The 21,587-nt window shown below is 55.3% G+C and carries 20 protein-coding genes and 2 riboswitches; of the genes, 16 read left to right on the forward strand and 4 right to left on the reverse strand.

Annotated elements, in window-relative coordinates:
* Positions 1-7 precede the first annotated feature (7 nt).
* The 10 genes from EAV92_RS01550 (at position 8) to EAV92_RS01595 (ending at position 9,896) form a co-directional block, all read left to right on the forward strand.
* Positions 8-1,906, forward strand: coding sequence for an HD-GYP domain-containing protein (locus tag EAV92_RS01550; RefSeq protein ID WP_164472596.1), 1,899 nt, complete (start codon positions 8-10; stop codon positions 1,904-1,906).
* Positions 1,907-1,928: 22 nt separating this feature from the next.
* Positions 1,929-2,651, forward strand: a complete 723-nt coding sequence (locus EAV92_RS01555) for a glycosyltransferase family 2 protein (RefSeq protein ID WP_123039451.1) — start codon at positions 1,929-1,931, stop codon at positions 2,649-2,651.
* Positions 2,652-2,656: 5 nt separating this feature from the next.
* On the forward strand, positions 2,657-3,082 hold the full coding sequence (locus EAV92_RS01560) for a DUF2304 domain-containing protein (protein ID WP_123039452.1): 426 nt from the start codon (positions 2,657-2,659) through the stop codon (positions 3,080-3,082).
* Positions 3,079-4,050: a phosphatase PAP2 family protein gene (locus EAV92_RS01565; RefSeq protein WP_123039453.1), complete on the forward strand. Its 972-nt coding sequence runs from the start codon at positions 3,079-3,081 to the stop codon at positions 4,048-4,050. The genes EAV92_RS01560 and EAV92_RS01565 overlap by 4 nt, the downstream gene beginning before the upstream one ends.
* 74 nt (positions 4,051-4,124) lie before the next feature.
* Complete coding sequence (locus EAV92_RS01570; RefSeq protein ID WP_123039454.1) at positions 4,125-5,612, forward strand: DnaD domain protein; 1,488 nt, start codon at positions 4,125-4,127, stop codon at positions 5,610-5,612.
* Between the two features lie 24 nt (positions 5,613-5,636).
* Positions 5,637-6,584, forward strand: coding sequence for an ATP-binding protein (locus EAV92_RS01575; RefSeq protein ID WP_123039455.1), 948 nt, complete (start codon positions 5,637-5,639; stop codon positions 6,582-6,584).
* A 210-nt stretch (positions 6,585-6,794) separates the two neighbouring features.
* Entirely contained in the window at positions 6,795-7,904 is a 1,110-nt protein-coding gene (locus EAV92_RS01580) for a sulfate ABC transporter substrate-binding protein (protein WP_123039456.1), read from the forward strand.
* Positions 7,905-7,937: 33 nt separating this feature from the next.
* A complete protein-coding gene (cysT, locus tag EAV92_RS01585; protein WP_123039457.1) occupies positions 7,938-8,774 on the forward strand; it encodes a sulfate ABC transporter permease subunit CysT in 837 nt (278 codons plus the stop codon).
* A 16-nt stretch (positions 8,775-8,790) separates the two neighbouring features.
* Complete coding sequence (cysW, locus tag EAV92_RS01590; protein ID WP_123039458.1) at positions 8,791-9,663, forward strand: sulfate ABC transporter permease subunit CysW; 873 nt, start codon at positions 8,791-8,793, stop codon at positions 9,661-9,663.
* A 38-nt stretch (positions 9,664-9,701) separates the two neighbouring features.
* Positions 9,702-9,896, forward strand: coding sequence for a YezD family protein (locus EAV92_RS01595; protein WP_123039459.1), 195 nt, complete (start codon positions 9,702-9,704; stop codon positions 9,894-9,896).
* A gap of 66 nt (positions 9,897-9,962) precedes the next feature.
* Here the strand turns inward: EAV92_RS01595 and EAV92_RS01600 are convergent, their stop codons facing one another.
* Positions 9,963-10,109, reverse strand: coding sequence for a YqzM family protein (locus EAV92_RS01600; RefSeq protein ID WP_123039460.1), 147 nt, complete (start codon positions 10,107-10,109; stop codon positions 9,963-9,965).
* Between the two features lie 204 nt (positions 10,110-10,313).
* Between EAV92_RS01600 and uvrC the strand changes: the two genes are divergently transcribed.
* A complete protein-coding gene (gene uvrC, locus EAV92_RS01605) occupies positions 10,314-12,182 on the forward strand; it encodes an excinuclease ABC subunit UvrC (RefSeq protein WP_123039461.1) in 1,869 nt (622 codons plus the stop codon).
* Between the two features lie 49 nt (positions 12,183-12,231).
* Here uvrC and EAV92_RS01610 read toward each other — a convergent pair whose 3' ends face one another.
* Positions 12,232-13,914, reverse strand: coding sequence for a CPBP family glutamic-type intramembrane protease (locus EAV92_RS01610; RefSeq protein ID WP_123039462.1), 1,683 nt, complete (start codon positions 13,912-13,914; stop codon positions 12,232-12,234).
* 270 nt (positions 13,915-14,184) lie between these two features.
* Positions 14,185-14,354, forward strand: a riboswitch (cyclic di-AMP (ydaO/yuaA leader).
* Positions 14,355-14,473: 119 nt separating this feature from the next.
* Between EAV92_RS01610 and EAV92_RS01615 the strand changes: the two genes are divergently transcribed.
* The 4 genes from EAV92_RS01615 (at position 14,474) to EAV92_RS01630 (ending at position 18,775) form a co-directional block, all read left to right on the forward strand.
* Positions 14,474-15,796: a TrkH family potassium uptake protein gene (locus EAV92_RS01615; protein WP_123043506.1), complete on the forward strand. Its 1,323-nt coding sequence runs from the start codon at positions 14,474-14,476 to the stop codon at positions 15,794-15,796.
* 25 nt (positions 15,797-15,821) lie between these two features.
* Positions 15,822-16,484: a potassium channel family protein gene (locus tag EAV92_RS01620; protein ID WP_123039463.1), complete on the forward strand. Its 663-nt coding sequence runs from the start codon at positions 15,822-15,824 to the stop codon at positions 16,482-16,484.
* Between the two features lie 132 nt (positions 16,485-16,616).
* Positions 16,617-17,897 (forward strand): ArsB/NhaD family transporter, encoded by a 1,281-nt coding sequence (locus EAV92_RS01625; protein WP_123039464.1) that lies wholly within the window; start codon positions 16,617-16,619, stop codon positions 17,895-17,897.
* Between the two features lie 86 nt (positions 17,898-17,983).
* A complete protein-coding gene (locus EAV92_RS01630; protein WP_241158404.1) occupies positions 17,984-18,775 on the forward strand; it encodes a polysaccharide deacetylase family protein in 792 nt (263 codons plus the stop codon).
* A 66-nt stretch (positions 18,776-18,841) separates the two neighbouring features.
* Here the strand turns inward: EAV92_RS01630 and EAV92_RS01635 are convergent, their stop codons facing one another.
* Together EAV92_RS01635 and EAV92_RS01640 are read right to left on the reverse strand one after the other, a co-directional pair.
* On the reverse strand, positions 18,842-19,492 hold the full coding sequence (locus EAV92_RS01635; RefSeq protein WP_123043508.1) for a 3D domain-containing protein: 651 nt from the start codon (positions 19,490-19,492) through the stop codon (positions 18,842-18,844).
* A 7-nt stretch (positions 19,493-19,499) separates the two neighbouring features.
* Positions 19,500-19,681, reverse strand: a riboswitch (cyclic di-AMP (ydaO/yuaA leader).
* Between the two features lie 104 nt (positions 19,682-19,785).
* A complete protein-coding gene (locus tag EAV92_RS01640; RefSeq protein WP_206424271.1) occupies positions 19,786-20,706 on the reverse strand; it encodes a LysR family transcriptional regulator in 921 nt (306 codons plus the stop codon).
* 190 nt (positions 20,707-20,896) lie between these two features.
* On the opposite strand from EAV92_RS01640, the gene EAV92_RS01645 reads away from it, so the two are divergent.
* A complete protein-coding gene (locus EAV92_RS01645) occupies positions 20,897-21,574 on the forward strand; it encodes a succinate dehydrogenase cytochrome b558 subunit (protein WP_123039465.1) in 678 nt (225 codons plus the stop codon).
* Positions 21,575-21,587: the final 13 nt, after the last annotated feature.

The raw sequence follows: 21,587 nt of genomic DNA on the forward strand, positions 1-21,587 counted from the left end.
GATGAGTGTGAACATTAGCCGGTTCATCGATCGTGGGGAGCAATGGGCGCTCCAACTTCGGCAGTATTTTATGGAACATTTTACACTCGCGGTATTGCTGTTTATCGTGGTTTGCGTGTTATGCCTGGCGGGATTTTGGATAGGAATGACACGCGGAAAACAGTACCGAAAAGATCTTCAAAAAGTCACAGAATTACTGGGTAACCTGGATGTATCCAAGGGTTTAGAGAAAAACTTGACGATATTTCTTGAAATGGCGTCTGAGTTTGTTCTTGCCAGAACGTATACATTCTATGTGAAGGACGCCAAAAACGGATGTTACGTCCTGAAAGCGGTTCGCCATCAATCCGTTGATTTTGGAAAGGTCAAACCGTCTTACAGCGGGTTGACGGGATACCAGAAGGAATCCTATCAACCTCCCGTAACCCTGCCGCTGGATGCATTACCACGCAGGACAGGAATCGTAAAGGAAGGGGAGGTTCCATTACTTTCTATTCCCCTAAAAAGCGGTACGGGCGTAATACGTATCGCGCCACTCCGATCAGCTTCGGCGAAGGCCAAAAGAGGGCTCTCCGCTTTTGCGACTTACCTCGAAAAGCTAGTGGACATGCTCATGGAATCGGAAATGCTTAAAATGCAGGCGGAAATCAGCCACCATTCCGTACAGGCACTAAAAACGATTTCAGATGTGACGTCCGATCATAAAACGACCGTTTCGATCATGCTTGAAACCTTCCTGAGAGCGACCAGTGGAAGATCCGCCGTTTTCTTGCTGGAAAAACTGGGGTTCCGGCAAGTACAGACCGCTGGGCTCTCCGCCAATGCCGCCATAAAGCTTCAGTCTGTGCTTTCTTACAATGGGTTCGCATTGCCAAGAGGGCAAGAAGCAATTGTCGTTTCAAGAGGTGAACCCGATTTTATTCAACTTCCATCCGAATTTACCGAGAATGAGGTCCAATCGGTTGTCGGAGTTCAGTTGCAAACATCGATTGGAACCGCAATGCTTTTGGTGGGCTACGAGGAGAAAATGAACAAGGAACAGTTAGTCCGCTTCGGCATCGATCAATTGATCACGGTCATCAAAAGCATGACCACTGTCCTTGAAAGTCAAGAGCCGCTTCGTCAGCTTTCTTCGGCACATATCCAATTGTTTCACTCCCTCGCGCGGATGCTGGATGACTCTAGTCCGTATACAGTAGGATATTCGGAGCAAATGAACCGGTATTCCGTTGTTATCGCCCAACAGCTCGGAATGGAGGAAGATGAAATTCGAGACGTAGGTTTGGCTGCTTACCTCAGCCATATCGGCGTTATCGGCATCTCCAACGACCTTTATCAAAAAGAGGGCAAATATACGGAGATCGAGTTTGAAAAGATGAAGTTACATGCTGAAGTAGGAGCCCTAATGGTGGGCGTCACCATTGGTAATCCCCGCGTTGCCGAGTATATTATGCACCATCATGAACGTATGGACGGCTTCGGTTATCCGAAGGGACTTAAAGGAGAAGAAATCCCTTTGGGTGCCCGGATCATAGCAGTGGTCCAAACATTCCTCGCCAAGATTAACGGCCGTAAATCCCGTGATCCTTTACGGTTCGATCAAGCTCTTCACACATTAACGGCGGCAGCGGGGACACAACTCGATCCGCAAGTCGTCACGGCTTTCATTCAGTGGTTTAGGGAGAAACAAAAATCGCCGGAAGTCAGGGGACGCTCGTTAGGAACTTGTTGGGAAATGTGCTGTACGCCCGAGAGCATATGTGAAAAGTGCCCAGCCTATCACGTACCCGAGGTGAATTGCTGGGAAGTCGAAGGTAATCTATGCCGCAATCACGGCAAATCATGTGACACCTGTTTTGTCAAAACGGAATATTTGACGCGAGAGTATGGAAACAGCGCTTCTTAATCCACATTTTAGGGGATACCAAATGAAAAAGCTGATTATCATACCCGCCTTTAACGAAGCTGCGAATATTGGAAAATTGCTAAAGGAACTACGTACCAAGATGAAGGATTTCGACGTAGTAGTCATCAATGACGGATCTATGGACGAGACCTCAGCCGTTTGCAGAAAGGAACGTACGAAAGTGCTCGATTTGCCCTGCAATCTCGGAATCGGGGGAGCTGTTCAAACCGGTTATCAACATGGGGTTAGCATGGGCTATGACGTAATCATCCAAATGGACGGCGACGGTCAACATGACCCTGAATACTTGAAGGCTCTGGTTGCGCCTGTTTTAACCGGAGAAGCCGATATTGTCATTGGATCTCGTTTTATGGAGAAGCAGGGTTACCAATCGTCATTTTGGAGAAGGGGAGGCATTCGTTTTTATACCGTGTTGATTCGAATGCTGACTGGGATATCGGTGTCGGACCCTACTTCGGGTTTTCGCGCCGTGAGTCGAGAAGTAGCAGCATATTTTGCAGTCTCCTACCCCACTGATTATCCTGAACCAGAATCGATTGTTTCTCTTAACAGGCTTCAATATCGAATCAAGGAAGTTCCAGTGAGAATGAGGGACAGGTCCGGAGGGAAATCGTCGATTCGCGGGGTTAAAACGGTTTACTACATGGTCAAAGTTACACTGGCTATCTTAATCGATTTGCTTAAGAGGGAACATGCGGAAAAACGGTATGTTCAGGGGGGGTAACCTCGATGGGCCACTTAAAGCTTCAAATATTTATTTTGATTATATTAGCTGCGAGCAATCTTTATATCGTCAATTCCATTCGTAAAAATATATTGGAATTACGGCATGCGTTGCTGTGGATTCTCTTAGGCATCACTTTGATCGTTTTCGTGTTTTTTCCGGGAGTGTGGAAGTTTCTTGCCCATTTCTTCGGGATCATCGAACCAGTCAATATGTTATTCCTGTTTGCCATCTTTATCTTGTTCGCCATTGTTTATGGATTGATGATGGAAACTTCGAAACTTTATAAACGGAATAAAATGATTGCCCAAGAGCTCGCGAAATTGAAGTATGCCATGGAAAACTGGAATATCGCGGGACAGGAGGCTGCCATTTCGGTGGAGTCCACTCTGGTGAATCACCCGATCTCGCCGGATAAGGAGACCCTATGAGAAGATTAAAAGCTGTCCTCTTCACTCTTGAATTTCATGAGTGGCTATGTATCCTAATGGTTATGTTTTTGATTGTCCTTTATCAAACGGGCTTATCGGGATGGGGAATCGGATATTCCATCGCCCATATATGGGAAGAAGGCAGTCCGATCACAAAATTGTTTTTTTTGTTGCTCATTTTGCTCGGAATCGTGACTCGTTTTCTCACCGCCGGCCCCATCAAAGAATTCGGTTCGTTCCTGTTTCGTATGATGGGAGCGTTCATGGTCATGCTTTTTTGTTTTGAGTCCGTGATTTACTTCATCGAGGAGCGAAACTTACCTTTACTGGACGTTAGGCTTCTCCAATGGGATGCGTGGTTGTTTGGAGGTAAACAACCTGCTGAGTGGCTTGAGCCCATTACAACTCCGTTCTTGACTTATATATTGAGCACAGTTTACTTATTGTGGTTTCCCATGGTCTATGGAACCGTTATGTTGATGTACATAAAAGGTAAAAAGGCCGTTGTCGAGTATGTTTGCTTCGCTCTTATGACTTATTATATCGGTTATTTAATTTATTTAATTGTTCCAGGAATCGGTCCCTTATACGTTTATGATTTTTCCACTCCCATCGGCGGGTTAACCGCGATGATGACCGAAGGCAAGCTGATTCAGCCTGCAGCGGATGTTTTCCCCAGCTTACATACGGGAATTTCAGTCGTGATGCTCATTCAAGTTTGGAGAAGATATCGGATTTGGACGTGGGTTTATGGTCCCTTAACAGTATTGATTATTTGCTCAACAATATATCTTCGAATTCATTATGCGGTTGATGTATTCGCTGGGATCATTTTATCGATCGCGATTGCCTACCTTTGCCCTTTTGTTTTGCGAAAATGGGAAGATGGCAGAAGCAAGATCTCCATGCCAATGAGCACGATTCTTGAATCGGAACATAGCGAGAGATTACAAACGATGGAAGTATAGGTATTCGATAAATTTACCGCTAAGTATGCTACAATAGAGAGACTATCTCAGGGAAAAGGGTTGTCGATTTCCCCATGCGCGTATCGAATATCCTCGAATTTACCGAAAACCATCGGTACTTCACCGGGCGACAATTCTCGCTCGGAGGGCTAGACCGGAAGCAATTCGTATTATTTTACCAACCGATGATCGGCGCATTCGCGGCCGGTCTCTATCATTTTCTCTACCATTCCGTGAGCGATGACGAGACGGGGTACGGCGGGCTGGAGCCGCAGAGAAAGATGTTTCTCGGACTCGGCTTGGAACCGAACGCTGCCGGACGGAAAACGCTCATTGAGGCTTCGTCCAAGTTGGAAGCAGTGGGACTGCTTCAAGTGTTCAGGCATGACAATCCGCTGACGGAAGAAACCGTCTATGAATATTCGCTGCTGCGTCCATTGCCGGCTGCGGAATTTTTTTCGAACTTGCATCTGACCTTGCTGCTTCGCGATAAGATCGGCAAACCCGCTTTGCTGGAGCTTCGCCAAAATCTGCTGCCGACGCCCCCGGCCGAACTTGCCCGCTTCGTGAACCGGGAGGAAATCACCGTTCCGTTCTACGAGCTGTTCCGCATCGGGACGGGCCCCGTCGACCCCGAGCTGGAGTCGGGATGGACCGAAAGCGCGACGGCCCGCGAACCGGCCAAAGCGCCGGACCGGATCCGGCACGCCGACATGCTGCTGCGTTTCCCGCGCGGTTCCGTCAACCGGATACTGGTGGAACGCTTGGGCCGGGCGCCGGAGTCGATGGCCCAGTTGAATTTTCTGGCGTATAAATATGATCTCGAAGTACCGGAAATTTGCCGGCTGTTGGACGAGGACGGCATATTCGCTTCGGACGGAACCCTCAAATGGGAAGAACTGAACCGCCGTGCCCACTCGATCTATCGTCAGGACCGCAAACGAGATGAAGAAAGAGAGAGGTTCCTCGCAAGGGGCGAAAGCCGTCTTGAGCTTTCCGACGAGGGCGGGCAGACTGCGGTTTCCTTGCAATCGACTGCTCAATTGCTGGACGTGCCATCGCGATTTGGTGATATGTTGTCGAAGGAAAGCTACAATGACATGCTCCGGAGGGAGCCTTACACCCGAATGCTCGAGAGACATTTCCCGGGCGCGGTGCCGGATTCGTTCGTGCGGATTTTCGAGCGAATCGACTTGAATTACAAGCTGCCCGAGCCGGTGATCAATGTTTTGATCCATTACGTGTTCGGGATGAAGCATACCCAACGGTTAACCCACGCGTTCATCGACTCCATCGCGTCCAACATGCTGGCCAAAGGTATCCATTCCTACGAGCTTGCCGCCGCTTATATACAAGAGCAGGAGAAACTCAACGCCACGCTCGAGCGCCGGCGCCGCGGGGAAGAGACAAGCAGCTCCTCCTATGGAAACAGAAGCAAAACGCAGCCTAAGCGGAAGCCGTCGATGCCCGTCGTGGAAGACAAGGAGCCTGCGAAGGAGCTGTCGACGGAGGAACAGGAACGGCTGCTTGAGTTGGCGAGAAAACTGAAAAGTGACCGTTGAGTAGTATAGGGGAGGAGGGGAAACATGGAATCGCTCGGAGAAGCGCTTCGCGGCTGGCAAGTACCGGAGTCAAGAGGAAATCCGCGTGAAATCACGCGCCAAGTGCTGAATGACCCGCTGGTCGTGAAATTGCGGGAAAGATATCCGGAAATCGGCGAGAACGTGCTGCGGCAGAACCTAAACCGGCTTTACCAGATGTCCAAGGAAGCGCGGAATTGCCGGGACTGCCCGGGCTTAGACCTGTGTCCGAACGACATGCAGGGCCATTTTACCCGAATCACGTGTTCGGAAGTGAACGGCCGCTGGCAAGTGTTCGATCACAAGTCGCCTTGCGCGAAATGGACGGCGCACGAGCAGCAACTGGAATTCCGTCGGAAGATCACGAGCTTTTACGTCGACGAGACCATGTTCGGCGATCGTTTCGACGAAGAGGACATGGTTCGGCAGGACGGCGTACGGCAATTAGCCGTGCACCAAATCTTCGATTACGTGGAGACGACGAGATCCGAAGGCTTGCAGAAGAACGGGCTGTTTCTAATGGGGGATTTCGGCACGGGCAAAACCTATTTGGCCGGTTATTTGCTGCAAAAGTTGGCCAAGGAGGGGTTCACCGGCGTCATCGTATACATGCCCGAATTCGTCGAGGATGCGAAAGCGCTCATGATGGAGCCCCAAAAGCTGAAGGAAACGATCACGTTAATGAAGGAAACGGATTTGCTCGTGTTCGACGACATCGGAGCGGAAAACTTAAGTCCGTGGGTGCGGGATCACGTGCTGGGCCCGATTTTGAATTACCGGATGAACCGCAAACCCACTTTTTATACTTCAAACCACGATTTGGCCGCGTTGGAGAAGCATTTTAGCTTTACCCATAAAGAAGGAGAAGAGCTTCATAAAGGCCAGCGTCTAATGGACAGGATCCGCCCATACGTGGATGTCGTTCATGTACGCGGACGCAATCATAGAGGTTAAAGGCTTGACGGCCGCCCGGACGGGCGGCTATTTTTTTATTCAATCATTTATCAATTATTCTTATTGGATTTATTGACAATAAGCTGGGCCATCGGTTATGATTGCCACAATACCAACTAAACAGGTAGGAATTATCTTGCTTTATCGACCGGACCACCGGAGAGCGAGCGTGAAATCCTTCCCGACAATTCTCATTGAGGGGTGCTCGAAATGAAATCATGGAAATTGATTCCTACTCTCCTGGCCGTCGCGCTGTTCGTCGTGGTGCTCTCCGCCTGCGGTTCCAAAAACGACAACGCCTCCGGCTCTTCCGCTTCGGCCAGCGCGTCCTCGGACGCGTCAGCAAGCCCGTCGGCTAAGCCGAGCGCTTCGGGTAAAACGCCGGATCCGGTCGAACTGCTGAACGTCTCTTACGACCCGACGAGGGAGCTTTACGAGGAATACAACAAAAGCTTTGCCGAATATTGGAAGCAGACAACGGGCGGCACGGTTACGATCAAGCAATCCCACGGGGGATCGGGCAAACAGAGCCGCGCGGTCATCGACGGCCTCGAAGCAGACGTGGTGACGTTGGCGCTCGCATACGACATCGACGCGATCTCCGCGAAGGGTCTGATCGACAAGGATTGGCAAAAGGAATTCGACCAGAACAGCACGCCTTACACCTCGACGATCGTTTTCCTCGTCCGCAAAGGCAATCCGAAAGGCATCGAAGATTGGGACGATTTGATCAAGGACGGCGTCCAAGTCATCACCCCGAACCCGAAAACGTCGGGAGGCGCGCGCTGGAACTACCTCGCCGCATGGGGATACGCCGCCAGCAAGTACAACAACGACGAAACGAAAATCAAAGAGTTCATGACGAAGCTGTTCAAAAACGTACCGGTTCTCGACTCCGGCGCACGCGACGCGACGAACACGTTCGTACAGCGCAAGCTGGGAGACGTTCTGCTCGCTTGGGAGAACGAGGCTTACCTGGCGCTTAAGGAATTCGGCGACGATTATGAAATCGTGACGCCTTCCCTCAGCATCCTGGCGGAACCGCCGGTCGCGATCAACGATAAAGTCGTCGATAAAAAAGGCACCCGCGAGGTTGCCGAAGCTTACCTGAAATACCTTTACACCGAGCAAGGCCAGGAAATCGCCGCGAAAAACTTCTATCGCCCGCGCTTGCAATCGGTCGCCGACAAATACAAAGACCAGTTCCCGCAATTGAACCTGCTGACGATCGATAAGGATTTCGGCGGCTGGCAGGCCGCGCAAAAGAAGCATTTTGCCGACGGAGGCGTGTTCGACCAAATCTATACGCCGGGGTCCTGACGACAGGCCCGGCAAGGAGAGATCAACCGGAATATGGCACAGGCACGCAAGAAAGACCGGCTGCTGCCGGGTTTCCGCCTCACGACGGGTTTTACGACCCTGTACCTGAGCCTGATCGTGCTCATTCCGCTGGCAGCGCTGGTCGTGAAATCGGCCGGCCTGTCGCCGGCGGAATGGTGGCATACCGTTATGGCGCCGAGGGTGCTGGCATCCTACAAGGTCAGCTTGATGACTTCTTTTTTCGCCGCGCTGGTCAATTTGGTGTTCGGACTGCTTCTCGCTTGGGTGCTGGTACGGTACCGGTTCCCCGGCAAACGGATCATTGACGGGCTTGTTGATTTGCCTTTCGCGCTGCCGACGGCCGTCGCGGGCATCGCGCTGACGACGATTTACGCCCCGAACGGGTGGATCGGCCGGCTGACCGAACCGTTCGGCCTCAAAATCGCCTACACGCCGCTCGGCATCACGATCGCGCTCATCTTCATCGGAGTCCCCTTCGTCGTACGGACCGTTCAGCCGGTGCTGCAGGATTTGGCGGCCGAAACGGAGGAAGCGGCCGTCATGCTGGGGGCATACCGGTGGAGATCGTTCTTCAAGGTGATCCTGCCGGAGCTGACTCCGGCGCTCATGACGGGCTTCGCCCTTGCGTTCGCCCGGGGAATCGGGGAGTACGGCTCGGTCGTGTTCATCTCCGGCAACATGCCGATGAGAACGGAAATCACGCCGCTGCTCATCATCACGAAGCTAGAACAGTACGAGTACAACCAAGCGGCGGCGATCGCGGTCGTCCTGCTGCTGATCTCCTTCGTCCTTCTCTTGTTGATCAATTTGCTGCAGCGCTGGGCAGGCCGTCGCCTGCACGCGGCTTAAGGGAGGCGGAACCGACATGGCTGGAATCGTCACGAATCCGCAAGCCGGCCGTACGCGAGCCGCGACGCCGAAGCATTTGACGGAATCGAGAACCGTTCGTTATTTGCTTATCGGCCTTGCGCTCCTGTTCGTCGCCGTGATCATCCTCATGCCTCTGGCTACCGTGCTGACGCAAGCCTTCAGCAAAGGATGGAGCTCCTACACGGAAGCGCTTCGAGACCCGGACGCGATGGCTGCGCTCCGGCTCACGCTGACGACCGCGCTGATCGCGGTGCCGCTCAACTCGCTGTTCGGAGTCGCGGCCGCTTGGGCCATCACGAAATTCAAGTTTCGCGGCAAAAACCTGCTCATCACGCTGATCGATCTGCCCTTCGCGGTGTCGCCCGTCATCAGCGGCCTGATCTACGTATTGTTGTTCGGGGCACAGGGGCTGCTCGGTCCGTGGCTGCAGGAACACGATATCCATATCATCTTCGCAACGCCCGGCATCGTGCTGGCCACGATGTTCGTGACGTTCCCGTTCGTCGCCCGAGAGCTCATTCCGCTCATGGAAGCGCAGGGCGTCCAGGACGAGGAGGCGGCGGTGAGTCTGGGTGCTCGGGGCTGGCGGGTTTTCCGCAAGGTGACGCTGCCCAACATCAAATGGGGGCTCTTGTACGGGATGATCCTTTGCAACGCCCGCGCGATGGGGGAATTCGGCGCCGTGTCGGTCGTTTCCGGCCATATTCGCGGCGAAACGAACACGCTGCCGCTTCACATCGAGATCCTGTACAACGAATACAAATTCACGGCGGCATTCGCCGTGGCGTCCCTGCTGATGCTGCTGGCGGTCGTGACGCTTGTTGCCAAATCGATACTCGAAAGCCGCATCAGCGGGCACGAGAGATAACAAAACAATAGGTAATCATGACCAGGAGGGATCCCGAAATGGCGAAAACGGTCGAATGGAACGACGAGTGGTTGGCCAGGGTACAGGCGGCGGTAGAGGGACTGAAATACGGAACGGTGCAAATCGTCGTCCATGACGGGCGGATCGTACAGATCGAGAGGACGGAGCGTTTCCGCTACGAGACTTCGGCCGATTCGCGTCACGCCGGGCAATCCCAGCAAGCCGCCAAATAAAAACGCGCAACGAAAAAACGCACCCCAATGCCGCTCGGCATGGGGTGCGTTTTCGGTTTGGCGCTTTTAAGAAATAATGGCTTTAATGATGACCGCCGCGGCGAACACGACGAACATAAAGCCGAACATGACGCCGAAGCCGACCGCGGTATCTTGGAAATCGTCGCGGGGTTCTTCGTTCACGTGCAGGCGCGGATCACGAATGTTTTCCATGGGAAGCCTCCTGGTCGCACTTCATTACCCCTAGTATACCCAACTTCGCTTTTTGTTGTAAAGCTTCCGGCCCGTGACAAGTTTGCGACAAAGGTGACTTTTCCAAGCCTCACGGCTTTACTCGTATGTTACAATGGAGGTTGAAAATCGGGCGGTTTGCCGGTCCCGAAGCAATCATGGTTGAGGAAGGAGGCTTCCTTGCAGATGGACACCGATCAGACGATTTACCGGGACCGGGAGAAAGCGATGGAGAATATCCGCCATAAGCTGGCGCTGCTTCCGGACCAGCCGGGCTGTTACTTGATGAAAAACAGCGAAGGAACGATCATATACGTCGGCAAGGCCAAAGTGCTGAAAAACCGCGTGCGCTCCTATTTCAACGGAAGCCACGACGGCAAAACGCAGAAACTCGTCTCGGAAATCCGGGATTTCGAATATATCGTCACCGCGAGCAACACCGAATCGCTCATTTTGGAATGCAACCTGATCAAGCAGCATTATCCCCGATATAACGTGCTGCTCAAGGACGATAAATCGTTTCCTTATTTGAAAATCACGAACGAGGAGCATCCCCGACTTGAGGTGACGCGGCGGATCGTGAAGGATAAAGCCAAGTATTTCGGCCCCTACCCGAACGCGTTCGCGGCCCAGGAAACGAAAAAGCTGCTCGACCGCCTGTACCCGCTGCGCAAATGCCGCACGCTGCCGGACAAAGTATGCTTGTACTATCATATGGGCCAATGCCTCGCGCCTTGCGTGTATCCGGTCGAAAAGCCGGAGTATGAGCGGATGATCGGCGAAATGACGCGTTTTCTGAATGGCGGACACACCGAGATCAAAAAAGAGCTGCAGCGCAAAATGGCGGAAGCGGCGGAGGAACTGCAGTTCGAGCGGGCCCGCGAATACCGCGACCAAATCGTTTCGATCGAAGCGCTCATGGAGAAGCAGACGATCAACCTGCACGACGCGCAGGACCGCGACGTCTTCGGCTATGCCGTGGACAAGGGCTGGATGTGCGTGCAAATCCTCTACATGCGCCAAGGCAAAATGGTGCAGCGGCACGTTTCGGTGTTTCCCTTCTACGGCGAGGCTTACGACGATTTCCTCAGCTTCGTGACGCAGTATTACAGCGACAACCCGGCGCTGCCGCGCGAGGTGCTGCTTCCCGCCCGCGACGAGGGCGACGAAGAAGAAGTGGTCGATTCGCTGCACCGCTGGCTGAACATTAAGGTCGCGGTGCCGAAGCGGGGGACGAAAAAGTCCGTCGTCACGATGGCATGCGACAATGCGCGCGTCGCCCTGGAAGAAAAGTTTAAACTCATCGAACGGGATGAAGAGCGCAGCGTGAAGGCGGCATTCGGATTGGCGGAGTGGATCGGCATCCCGTCCGCCAGCCGCATCGAGGCGTTCGATAACTCCAACATCCAGGGCACGAATCCCGTGTCGGCGATGGTCGTCTTCACGGACGGCAAACCCGACAAGAAGGAATACCGGAAGTACAACGTAAAATCGGTGCAGGGACCGGACGACTACGAAACGATGCGCGAAGTCGTGCGGCGCCGGTACGAGCGGGTGCTGAAGGACGGTCTGGCTTTCCCCGACCTGATCGTAGTCGACGGAGGCCGGGGGCACATCGCGGCGGCGATGGACGTGCTCGTCAACGAACTGGGCCTCGACATCCCGGTGTGCGGGCTGGCCAAGGACGCCAAGCACCGCACGGCCCAGCTCCTCGTCGGGGATCCGCCCGAAATCGTGCCGCTTCCGCGGGACAGCCAGGAATTTTACTTGCTTCAGCGGATCCAGGACGAAGTGCACCGTTTCGCGATCACGTTCCACCGCGAGAAACGCGCCAAATCGATGATCGCTTCGCGGCTCGACGCGATCCCCGGCATCGGGGAGAAACGGCGCAAACAGCTGCTGCGCCACTTCGGCTCGCTGAAGGCGATCAAGGAAGCCGCCGTGGAGGATTTTCGCGCGCTCTCTATCGGCGAGGCGCTGGCGCGCCGGATCTTGGACGCGCTGAACGACGACAAACCGGCTGCCGATACGGAATCGGAGTTTTCACCTTCATAAGAAGAATGGCCTTCGCTTCCCTTAACCGGGAAACGAAGGCCATTTTTTATTATCCGCTCTTATTCCAACGCCGATGCACCCGGAAGACCGCGTAAGCGACGGCGGCGGGCAGAATGAAGCCGATCATGCTCGCGGCAGCGTCGCCCGGCAGGCCGTCGAACGCCAGCTGGACGCCCATGAGCACGGAATCCAGCACGATGTGCGCGAACAGGACGGCGAGGAAGCCGAACCGCAGCAGGAACCATCCGAACAGAAACGCCATGATGATCAACTCGATCAATCGCGAATAGGCGGGATAGACGGCATAGCCGACATGCCCGAACGCCCAGAACAGCCCCGGAGGGAACATGGCGACCGCCGTCAGTACGGTCGAAGCGCGGGGAGACGGCTCACGGCCAAGCAGACGTCTTGCCCCTCCGAGTAGCCAGCTTCGGAAAAGCCCGATGCCGAACAGCCGGCTCTGCAGCTCCTCCGAGATGCCGGCACACCACGCCAGAAGGAGCAGAAGCCAGGGGAACGTCATGTTGTAGGAAGATTGGCTGGCGTCGGAAGCCTGGAACATTCCGATTCCGTTCTCCAGCCCGACCAGAATGACCGACTGGACTCCGAGCAGGAGGAAGGCGAGCGGATACCCGGTTTTCATCCCGGACATGACCGCTTGGCCGAACCCCGGCTCCCGCCAACGGGGCCACAGCGGCTTGCCCATCGATCTCCATAGGCCGTCTCCTCCCACGGCGGAAAGGTAAGTAAAGAGTGCCATGCCCGCGAGAACGATGAAATTGGTGATGAGGATCGCATGGATCGCCGAGCTGTCCGCATTCTGCCCTTCTTGGAGCAGACCCGCGCGGAAGGCGGGCTGCATGTTCAGATAGAAACTGGTATACATCGCCAGAAACGCAACGGCCAAGCCGATGCCGCGCCGGAATGTCGTATATTCCCTTCGGGACGCGGAGTAGATGATCGCCATGATCAGCAAAACCAGTTGGGGAACGACGAAGCCTAAGGCGTTCAGCTTCACGGCTAATTTCGTCTGCCCGGCCATGTAGTCCGTGAAGCTTTGCGGGATCCGGATCTCGTACGAGACTTTGCCGTCGCGCCACGGGGGAACGGCTGAGGAAGCGGCGTTGAAGCCGGACGGAGCCGCAACCTTCAGTGCGAGACGGGCATCCGACAAGCCGGCTTTACGGGATAGAAAGGTATAGGTACCGGAAACGTCCGCGGGCTCGCCGTTCCATTCCCAATCCCCCGGTTTTTCTCCCCAGAATGCCGCGTAGGCCAAGGCGCGTTCGGCCCCGGATTTCGGATCCTCGTTCGCGGCGGCCGATGCGGCGGCACGGCTGTCCTGCCACCCGACGAGTTGCCCGGTTTCCATCTGAAGATAAAGCGTTAATCGTTCCTCTCCATACCGAAGATCGGCCCGATAGACGTCTGTCGGATGCCGGTCGGACCATTCCTTTTTATACTCATCCAGCAGCCCGTATTTCGAGAAATAGCCGACCGTGTCGCTGTCGGAGAGATGGGTAAGATCCAAGCCCGTCGGTTCTCCGGCGATGCCGAACCGTTCGGCGGCTATTTTCACGGCGGCTTGCTCGGCCGCCCCGCGGCTTAACGCGTTCCCTGCGTCGCGGTTCCAAAGAAGGGGGAATACTTGAATGAAGAGAAATACGACGAGTCCGATTCCTGCCGCCCATCCCCATAACGGGTTTGCGGACTTTTGCCCGATTCGGCGCAAAATCACCGCTCCTTTAACGAAAGCCTGTCAAGTAAACGCATACAGCAAGCGTAGCATATTCGAAACCTTGAATTCCAATGAAAAAGCATCGATTTTCGAAGTGAGACGAAGATAATGGCACGATAATGCATGCGCGCATCTTCTTCATCCGGAACGGATTCCGTTTTATCGCTGCATTTGCCCGGATTGGCCGAAATTTGCTGTTGTCGCGTTTTGAGGGAAGGACTATAATGCGAAAGTACGCTTGTTAACCGGATATTTTACAATAAAATAGTCAAACAGCCGAATTTCAATGGATGAAAACGGGGGAACCAACCATGCCGCGGAACGACCCAGCGGCTACCCGGGGTGAATTCGACCGCGCCAGCCGCGGAACGATAGGGCAGCCTGTTCGAGCCCGAACCCGTCAGCTAACCTCGCAGGCTGCACGGAACAGGACTCGCATGCGCGTTATGAGCATTGGGGTTCCAATGCTTTTTTTGTTGCCCGGAATACCGGCTAAGCAACGATTCAGGACCATCTACCCGAGGTGACTTCTTTGTTCAGCAAACTTTACCGGATGCTCGTCGCGTCGCCGCCGAAGCTGCTCGTGCTCGGCTTCGCTTTGATCATCCTTGTCGGCGCCGAGCTGCTGACGCTGCCGATCGCATCCGCCGCCGGTCACTCGACCCGTTGGATCGACGCGCTGTTCACGGCGACGTCGGCGACTTGCGTGACCGGCTTGGTCGTCGTCGATACCGGCACTTATTATTCGACTTTCGGCCAGCTCGTGATTCTCTCGCTCATCCAGATCGGCGGCCTCGGCTTCATGACGATGGCGACCCTGTTCGCGGTTTTCCTGAAACGGCGGATTTCGCTGAAGGAAAGGCTGGTGCTGCAGGAAGCGCTCAACCAGTCCAGCATCGAAGGCATCGTCCGTCTCGTCCGCAAGGTGCTCTTCTATACCTTATGCATCGAAGCGGCGGGAGCAGTATCGTTTACCTTGCGGTTCATGTTTGACATGTCTCCCGGGCGTGCGCTGTACTACGGTATTTTCCATGCGGTCTCCTTTTTCAACAACGCGGGTTTCGATATCATGGGGCACTTCCGGAGCTTCACGATGTACGTTGGGGACCCGGTGATGAACTTGACGGCCGCTCTGTTGATCTTCCTTGGCGGTATCGGCTTCGTCGTATTGGCCGACCTGGTGGAATACAGGACGAAGCGAAAGCTGTCGCTGCACTCGAAAGTCGCCCTCAGCATGTCGGGGCTGCTGATCGCGGCCGGCGCGGTCATCATCTTCATCTTCGAATACACGAACAGCCTGACGATGGGGCCTCTCAGTTTCGGCGAGAAAGTTTTGGCGGCGTTTTTCCAATCGGTCTCTCCGCGTACGGCGGGCGTCAATACGGTGGATCTCGCTTCTCTCCGGCAGGCGACCCAATTCATCCTGATCGTGCTGATGTTTATCGGAGCTTCTCCGGGCTCGACGGGCGGCGGGATCAAAACGACGACTTTCGCGGCGCTGATCGGGGCCGTGAACACGATGATCCGGGGCAAGGAAGACGTCGTCATGTTCAATTATCGTCTGGCGAAAGAACGCGTCTACAAGGCGCTTACCGTGACGCTGTTCGCTTTGGCGCTCGTCATGGTCGCCACGATGGTGCTGTCCACGACGGAAGACCATCAATTCCTGATGATCCTGTTCGAAGTGACGTCGGCGTTCGGCACGGTCGGTCTTACGATGGGGCTGACGCCGGAATTGACGCTGGTCGGCAAAATCATCATCATCCTCATGATGTTCATCGGCAGGCTGGGGCCGCTGACGCTCTCGTACGCGATCGCGCCGAAGCCCGGCCGCGTGCTCTACCGCAATGCCGAAGGCAAAATCATCATCGGTTGACATTCAAAGGAGAAGAAACGATTCCATGAAATTGAACCAATTCGTCATCATCGGGCTGGGCCGGTTCGGCTCCAGCTTGGGCCGCGAGCTCGTCCAGCTCGGCTATGAAGTGCTCGGCGTCGACCGGGACGAGGAGAAAGTGGACGAAATGAGCAACGTGCTCACCCATGCGGTGGTGGCGGACGGTACGGACGAAGAGGTGCTTCGTTCCGTGGGCGTCCGGAACTTCGATTGCGGCGTGGTCGCGATCGGAGACGATATCCAGGCGAGCATTCTGGCCGCGATTCTGCTGAAGGACCTGGGCGTCAAAAAAGTCGTCGGGAAAGCGGTGAACGAGCTGCACGGGCGGGTGCTCGAGAAAATCGGCGTCGACCGCGTCGTTTACCCGGAGCGGGACATGGGCATTCGCGTCGCGCATCAGCTCGTGTCGCCGAATCTGCTCGATTACATCGAGCTGTCCAAAAACTATACGATCGCGGAGCTTGGCGTGCCGAAGTGCCTGTCCGGCAAAAGCCTGTCCGATATCAACCCGCGCGGCCGGTTCGGCTGCAGCGTCGTGGCGATCAACAAGCCGAAGGGCATGATCATCGCGCCGGTCGCCGACGACATCCTGTCGGAGAACGACGTCATGGTGGTCATCGGCACGAACCGGCAAATCGAAGAGTTCCAGGACTCGATCGAGAAATAGCGGCGCGGAATTCCGTTTACAGAGGTCGGATTCATCCCTTATACTGATGAGGTAACTTCATAAAATCGTTTCAACCGGTGGAGCCTGTCATTGACGGGCTCTTTTTGTCTTTTTCAGGGGAGGAAATCATTCATGGAACAACCCGCAATCATCGCTGTCTGCATTTTTCTCGCCATCTACGCACTGATCATTTCGGAGAAAATCCATCGCACGATCGTTGCCATGATCGGCGCGGTGTTGATGGTCGTCCTCGGCATCGTCGACCAGGAAACCGCTTTGCACCACATCGATTTCAATACGCTCGGCCTGCTCGTCGGGATGATGGTGATCGTCGCCATAACGGCCGACACGGGCGTGTTTAAATACGTCGCCGTATGGGCCGCCAAGAAAGCCGGGGGCAAACCCGTCCGGATCCTGATCGCCTTATGCCTGATCACCGCGATCGGTTCCGCCTTCCTCGACAACGTCACGACGATTCTGCTCATGGTTCCGGTCACGTTCAGCATGACGAGGCAGCTCCGGGTATCCCCGATGCCGTATCTCATAACCCAAATTCTGGCCTCGAACGTAGGGGGAACGGCTACCTTGATCGGAGATCCGCCGAATATCATGATCGGCAGCGAGGTCAAGGAACTTTCTTTCTCGGCCTTCATCGTCAATTTGGCCCCCATCGCGGCGATCATCATGCTGGTTTATGTCCCTCTTTTCATTCTGATGTTCCGCAAACGGCTGCAAACACAGCCCGAACATATCCGCAATCTGATGGAGATGGACGAAAAAGAGCTGATCCGCGATCGCGTCCTGCTGGCGAAAAGCTTGTCCGTGCTCGGCCTCACGATTCTCGGTTTCTTCCTGCACCAAACGTTTCACTTGGAATCCGCCACGGTCGCGCTCGCGGGCGCGTTCCTCCTGCTTCTGCTCACCGGGGAGCATGCCATGGAACACGCGCTCGGCAAAGTGGAATGGACGACGATTTTCTTTTTCGTCGGTTTGTTCGTTTTGGTGTCCGCCTTGGTGGAGACGGGCGTCATCGCCAAACTCGCGGAGCAGGCCGTCGAGTGGACCGGCGGAAATTTGACGGCTTCATCCATGCTGATCCTATGGCTCAGCGCGATCGCATCGGCTTTCCTGGACAACATTCCGTTCGTGGCCACGATGATTCCGATGATTCAGGAGATGGGGAACATGGGGGTCTCCAACCTGGAGCCGCTCTGGTGGAGCCTTGCGCTCGGGGCATGCTTAGGCGGTAACGGAACGCTCGTCGGGGCCAGCGCGAATCTTATCGCGGCAGGTCTGTCGGCCAAGGAAGGCCATCCGATCCGGTTCCTCGAATACATGAAAATCGGCTTCCCGCTCATGTTGCTTTCCGTCGTGCTTGCCAGCGCTTATGTCTATTTGCGTTACCTCGTCTAACAATCTCCCCAGCGGTGAATGATTCTTTTCGTTTCCGCCGACCCTAAGGAAAGAACCGGAAAAGGCGTCGGAGAGGAGGGCCGCGATTGGATAGGTACCGTTGCATACGGAGGGTGGCGGCGCTTCTCTGCGCGTGCGTGCTTGTTGCGGCGATGGCCCGTTCCGAAGCTTTCGCCGAGCAGGGAAGCGGGAAGCCGAAAAAAATGCCTTGGGCGGAAATGCAAAAGCGCTACAAAGGCGTGTTCGTGCTGTCCGCTCCCCGCGAAGTTAGGAAAGTCGCGCTCACGTTTGACGACGTTCCGGATCCCCGTTATACGCCGTACGTGCTGGACGTTTTGAAAAGGAAGGGCGTTCACGCGACTTTCTTCGTGGTGGGGACAAGAGCGGGCAAACATCCGAACCTCGTGCGGCGGATCCACCGGGAAGGGCACGCCGTCGGCAACCATTCGTATTCTCATCCCGACTTTTCCAAGACTCCTCTGCTTAAAGCCCAAGAACAGATCCGCAGGACCGAGGATCGCCTGCAGTGGCTGCTCGGCTTCCGGCCGCGGCTGTTCCGTCCGCCGTACGGGGAAATCCTGCCGAAGCAGTTGGAATGGGCAAAAACCGCCGGCTATACCGTCGTCAACTGGGACGTGGATTCTTCCGATTGGCGCCAGCTCAAGTCGGGCGAAGTGTTCCGGAACGTGACGACGGCGGTGCGCCCGGGTTCCGTAATCCTGATGCACGCTGGAGGCGGGGAGGGCCAGAACCTCTCGGGCACGGTAGAAGCGCTTCCGAGGATCATCGATTGGCTGCGGAAGCACGATTACGAACCGGTCACGCTGCCGGAACTGATTGGAGTACCCGAGAAACGCGGAACGATTCCGCTTCCCTGAAACGTCGAAAAGCTCCCCTGATGGGGAGCTTTTCGCGTTTTCGTTCTCGTATTCGGCTCGGTTTCCTTACTTCAAAATGTACACTTTCACGCTCTGGAAACCGAAGCCCGAAACGAACGAGCGGGAGCCCGGAATGAAGATGTCGATCCGTTTCCCTTTGATCGCGCTGCCGGAATCGGTCGCGGTCGCGATCAAGCCGCCTTTGGGCAGGCCGTTGAAATCGTAGCCGGTGATGTACACCTTCGTGCCGAAAGGAATGACTTTCGGGTCGACGGCGATCGTGCCGAGCTTCAGCGGGTTGCCGAAATAGTCGACCGGACCCCAGCCGTTCTCTTCAGGAGCGTCGGAATAAGCCGTCGCTTTGATATCGAGCACCTTGGAGAACTCCAGCGATTGCCCGGCCATCGTCGTGACCGTTTTCCCGTCATTCGCGGACGGTTTGGCGGAAGCCGCTTTCGAAGATGCCGCTTTCACGGTTCCCGTAGGAATGTTCATCTTCAGTCCGTCGTAGATGTTGAGCGGATCCACGTTCGGATTCGCGCTCATCAGCCTCTGCACGGAGATGTCGAATTTCTTGGACAGCAGCCAGAACGTGTCCCCGTCGTGCGCCGTGTAAGAAGCGGTGGCCGCGTGGGCCGTCAGCCCGGGGAGAAGCAACGCGCCTCCAAGAAACAATGCGGCGGTACGGATGCCCGCCTTTTTCCAATGACCATTCAACAACGGTAAATCCTCCTTGTGCGGCCGGCGAGGTTAGCTGTCGGGTTCGGGCTGGGAGTACAACCCTACGCGCGGTCATGCGCGACTCACCCCAAGCGCGGCGTTGCCGCGCGGTGTTTCATGTCCCCCGCACTCATGATCGGGAGTTTGCGAAGCAAACTCTCCATTCGAGTTTTGGCCTTGTTTTGTTAATCGGCAAGCAGGGTAATGACCTTGCTTCCTTGGCAAAGAGAATACCATATCCCCCCTGCCCGTCCTAGCGGTAGTTGTTCCCAAAGCGCCGGAAACCCCCGTCACGACAGCTCTTTCGGCAGATGGGCGCCGCGCGCAAAAAAAGCAGACGTTTCCTCGATGAGAAAACGGATGGAAGGCGTCAGCCAGGCCGGATCCCCGTGTACGAGGGAGGTCGTCCGCTTGGTCTGCTCGAGGTTGCGGACCCGCACGACATACAGATCGTTATCCTCCAGCAGCTGCCTGCGCAGATAGGATTTCGGAAGCAGCGTGCCAGCCCGCGAAGCGGATAGAAGGCGGACGATCGCCTCGAACGAATCGATTTCCATCCGGACGTCCGGCTTCACGCCGTGGCGGCGGAGCAGCTCGTCCGTCAGCGTCCGATACCAGGTCCCCGGGGCGAAGAGGATCATCGGCAGTCCGTTCAGGTCCGCCATCTCGAGCTGCGTTTTTTCCAATATAAAATGGGTTCGCGGCAGCACGAGCATGAGATGATCGTCAAATAAGGGTAAACTGGTAATGGCGGGATCGTCGGCGACCGCGGAAGCGACCAGTCCGAAATCGACCTTGCGTTCCTTAACCAGCGTGGCGATCTCATGGGACTTGCCCGTGACCGCCTTGATTTCCAGACTCGGATGCTTCTCCGTCATCGCCGTGATGAGGTCGGGCAGCGTCGTTTGCAGGGTGGTGAGACTGGCGCCGATCGTGACGATTTGGGCTTCGTCCGTTTTGAAGGCATTCAGCTTCTGAAGGTACGAACCGTGAAACCTGCGGAGCTCCAGCGCGAACTCGTAGGTGAGCTGGCCGGCGGCCGTGAGCTCAAGCCTTTTGCCGATCCGGCGGAACAGCTCCACACCCAGCTCGGCCTCCAGCCGCGAGATGCGCCGGGACAGGGCGGGCTGAGAGACGTTGAGCCTCTCGGCGGCTTTGTTGAGGCTAGTATGCTCTACGACGGTGGCAAACAATCGCATATCCTCCAGCATGCGGATCGACCAACCTTTCCTATATGCAATATGGTTATAAGGTTTTATAAAAAATAAGCAGTTCCATTATAAGCGAAAATAGAGTAACCTTAAATGCGGTGACAACTCGGTGACGGAATTTGGAACGATTTGCGTATGCCCAATATCCGACCTTCAACCGAACGGACTCGAAAGGAGATTCAACTACGACATGAGTGGAAATTCGTACTTACCCCGTAAGCTGCATTCTTTATTGGGGGTCATTCCGCTGGGACTGTTCTTTATCGAGCATGCCCTGACGAACTACTCGGCCTTCGAAGGCGGGCAACAGGGATTCAAGGACAGCGTCGATTTCCTGCACAGCATGCCGCTGATCTTTTTCCTCGAATTGTTCGTCATCTGGCTGCCGATTCTGTTCCACGGCGTATACGGGCTGTATATCGCGTACCAGTCGAACCTCAACACGGGACGTTTCAGCTACGGCCGCAACTGGGCGTTCGCCCTGCAGCGGATCAGCGGCGTGATCACGTTCATTTTCGTGATCTGGCACGTCTGGGAAACCCGCATCCAAGTGGCGCTGGGCAATATCACGTACGACGAGCTCGGTACCCATATGCACGATATCGTATCCAATCCGGTTACGTTCGTCATCTACTTCATCGCGGTCGTCGCGGCCGTATTCCATTTCTCCAACGGCCTGTGGGCGTTCCTGGTCAGCTGGGGAATCACGATCGGACCGCGCGCTCAGCGCGTGTCGTCCAACATTTGCATGGGCATTTTCGTCATCGTGTCCGTGCTGTTCCTGCTGTCCCTGTTCGCTTTCCGCGGCGCTGAGTTCGCGTCGGCGGCGGCAGCGACGACGGCTATCAGCTCGGTAACGATCGGTTAAGGGGGAAAACACA

The organism is Cohnella candidum (assembly GCF_003713065.1).
In the GTDB taxonomy this organism is placed as follows: Bacteria; Bacillota; Bacilli; order Paenibacillales; family Paenibacillaceae; genus Cohnella; species Cohnella candidum.

Excerpts from the sequence above, each read along its gene's own strand:
- EAV92_RS01555 (WP_123039451.1), top strand. The coding sequence starts at position 1,929 with ATGAAAAAGCTGATTATCATACCCGCCTTTAACGAAGCTGCGAATATT.
- EAV92_RS01560 (WP_123039452.1), top strand. The coding sequence starts at position 2,657 with ATGGGCCACTTAAAGCTTCAAATATTTATTTTGATTATATTAGCTGCG.
- EAV92_RS01565 (WP_123039453.1), top strand. The coding sequence starts at position 3,079 with ATGAGAAGATTAAAAGCTGTCCTCTTCACTCTTGAATTTCATGAGTGG.
- EAV92_RS01570 (WP_123039454.1), top strand. The coding sequence starts at position 4,125 with ATGCGCGTATCGAATATCCTCGAATTTACCGAAAACCATCGGTACTTC.
- EAV92_RS01575 (WP_123039455.1), top strand. The coding sequence starts at position 5,637 with ATGGAATCGCTCGGAGAAGCGCTTCGCGGCTGGCAAGTACCGGAGTCA.
- EAV92_RS01580 (WP_123039456.1), top strand. The coding sequence starts at position 6,795 with ATGAAATCATGGAAATTGATTCCTACTCTCCTGGCCGTCGCGCTGTTC.
- cysT (WP_123039457.1), top strand. The coding sequence starts at position 7,938 with ATGGCACAGGCACGCAAGAAAGACCGGCTGCTGCCGGGTTTCCGCCTC.
- cysW (WP_123039458.1), top strand. The coding sequence starts at position 8,791 with ATGGCTGGAATCGTCACGAATCCGCAAGCCGGCCGTACGCGAGCCGCG.
- EAV92_RS01595 (WP_123039459.1), top strand. The coding sequence starts at position 9,702 with ATGGCGAAAACGGTCGAATGGAACGACGAGTGGTTGGCCAGGGTACAG.
- EAV92_RS01600 (WP_123039460.1), bottom strand. The coding sequence starts at position 10,109 with ATGGAAAACATTCGTGATCCGCGCCTGCACGTGAACGAAGAACCCCGC.
- uvrC (WP_123039461.1), top strand. The coding sequence starts at position 10,314 with ATGGACACCGATCAGACGATTTACCGGGACCGGGAGAAAGCGATGGAG.
- EAV92_RS01615 (WP_123043506.1), top strand. The coding sequence starts at position 14,474 with ATGCTCGTCGCGTCGCCGCCGAAGCTGCTCGTGCTCGGCTTCGCTTTG.
- EAV92_RS01620 (WP_123039463.1), top strand. The coding sequence starts at position 15,822 with ATGAAATTGAACCAATTCGTCATCATCGGGCTGGGCCGGTTCGGCTCC.
- EAV92_RS01625 (WP_123039464.1), top strand. The coding sequence starts at position 16,617 with ATGGAACAACCCGCAATCATCGCTGTCTGCATTTTTCTCGCCATCTAC.
- EAV92_RS01640 (WP_206424271.1), bottom strand. The coding sequence starts at position 20,706 with ATGCTGGAGGATATGCGATTGTTTGCCACCGTCGTAGAGCATACTAGC.
- EAV92_RS01645 (WP_123039465.1), top strand. The coding sequence starts at position 20,897 with ATGAGTGGAAATTCGTACTTACCCCGTAAGCTGCATTCTTTATTGGGG.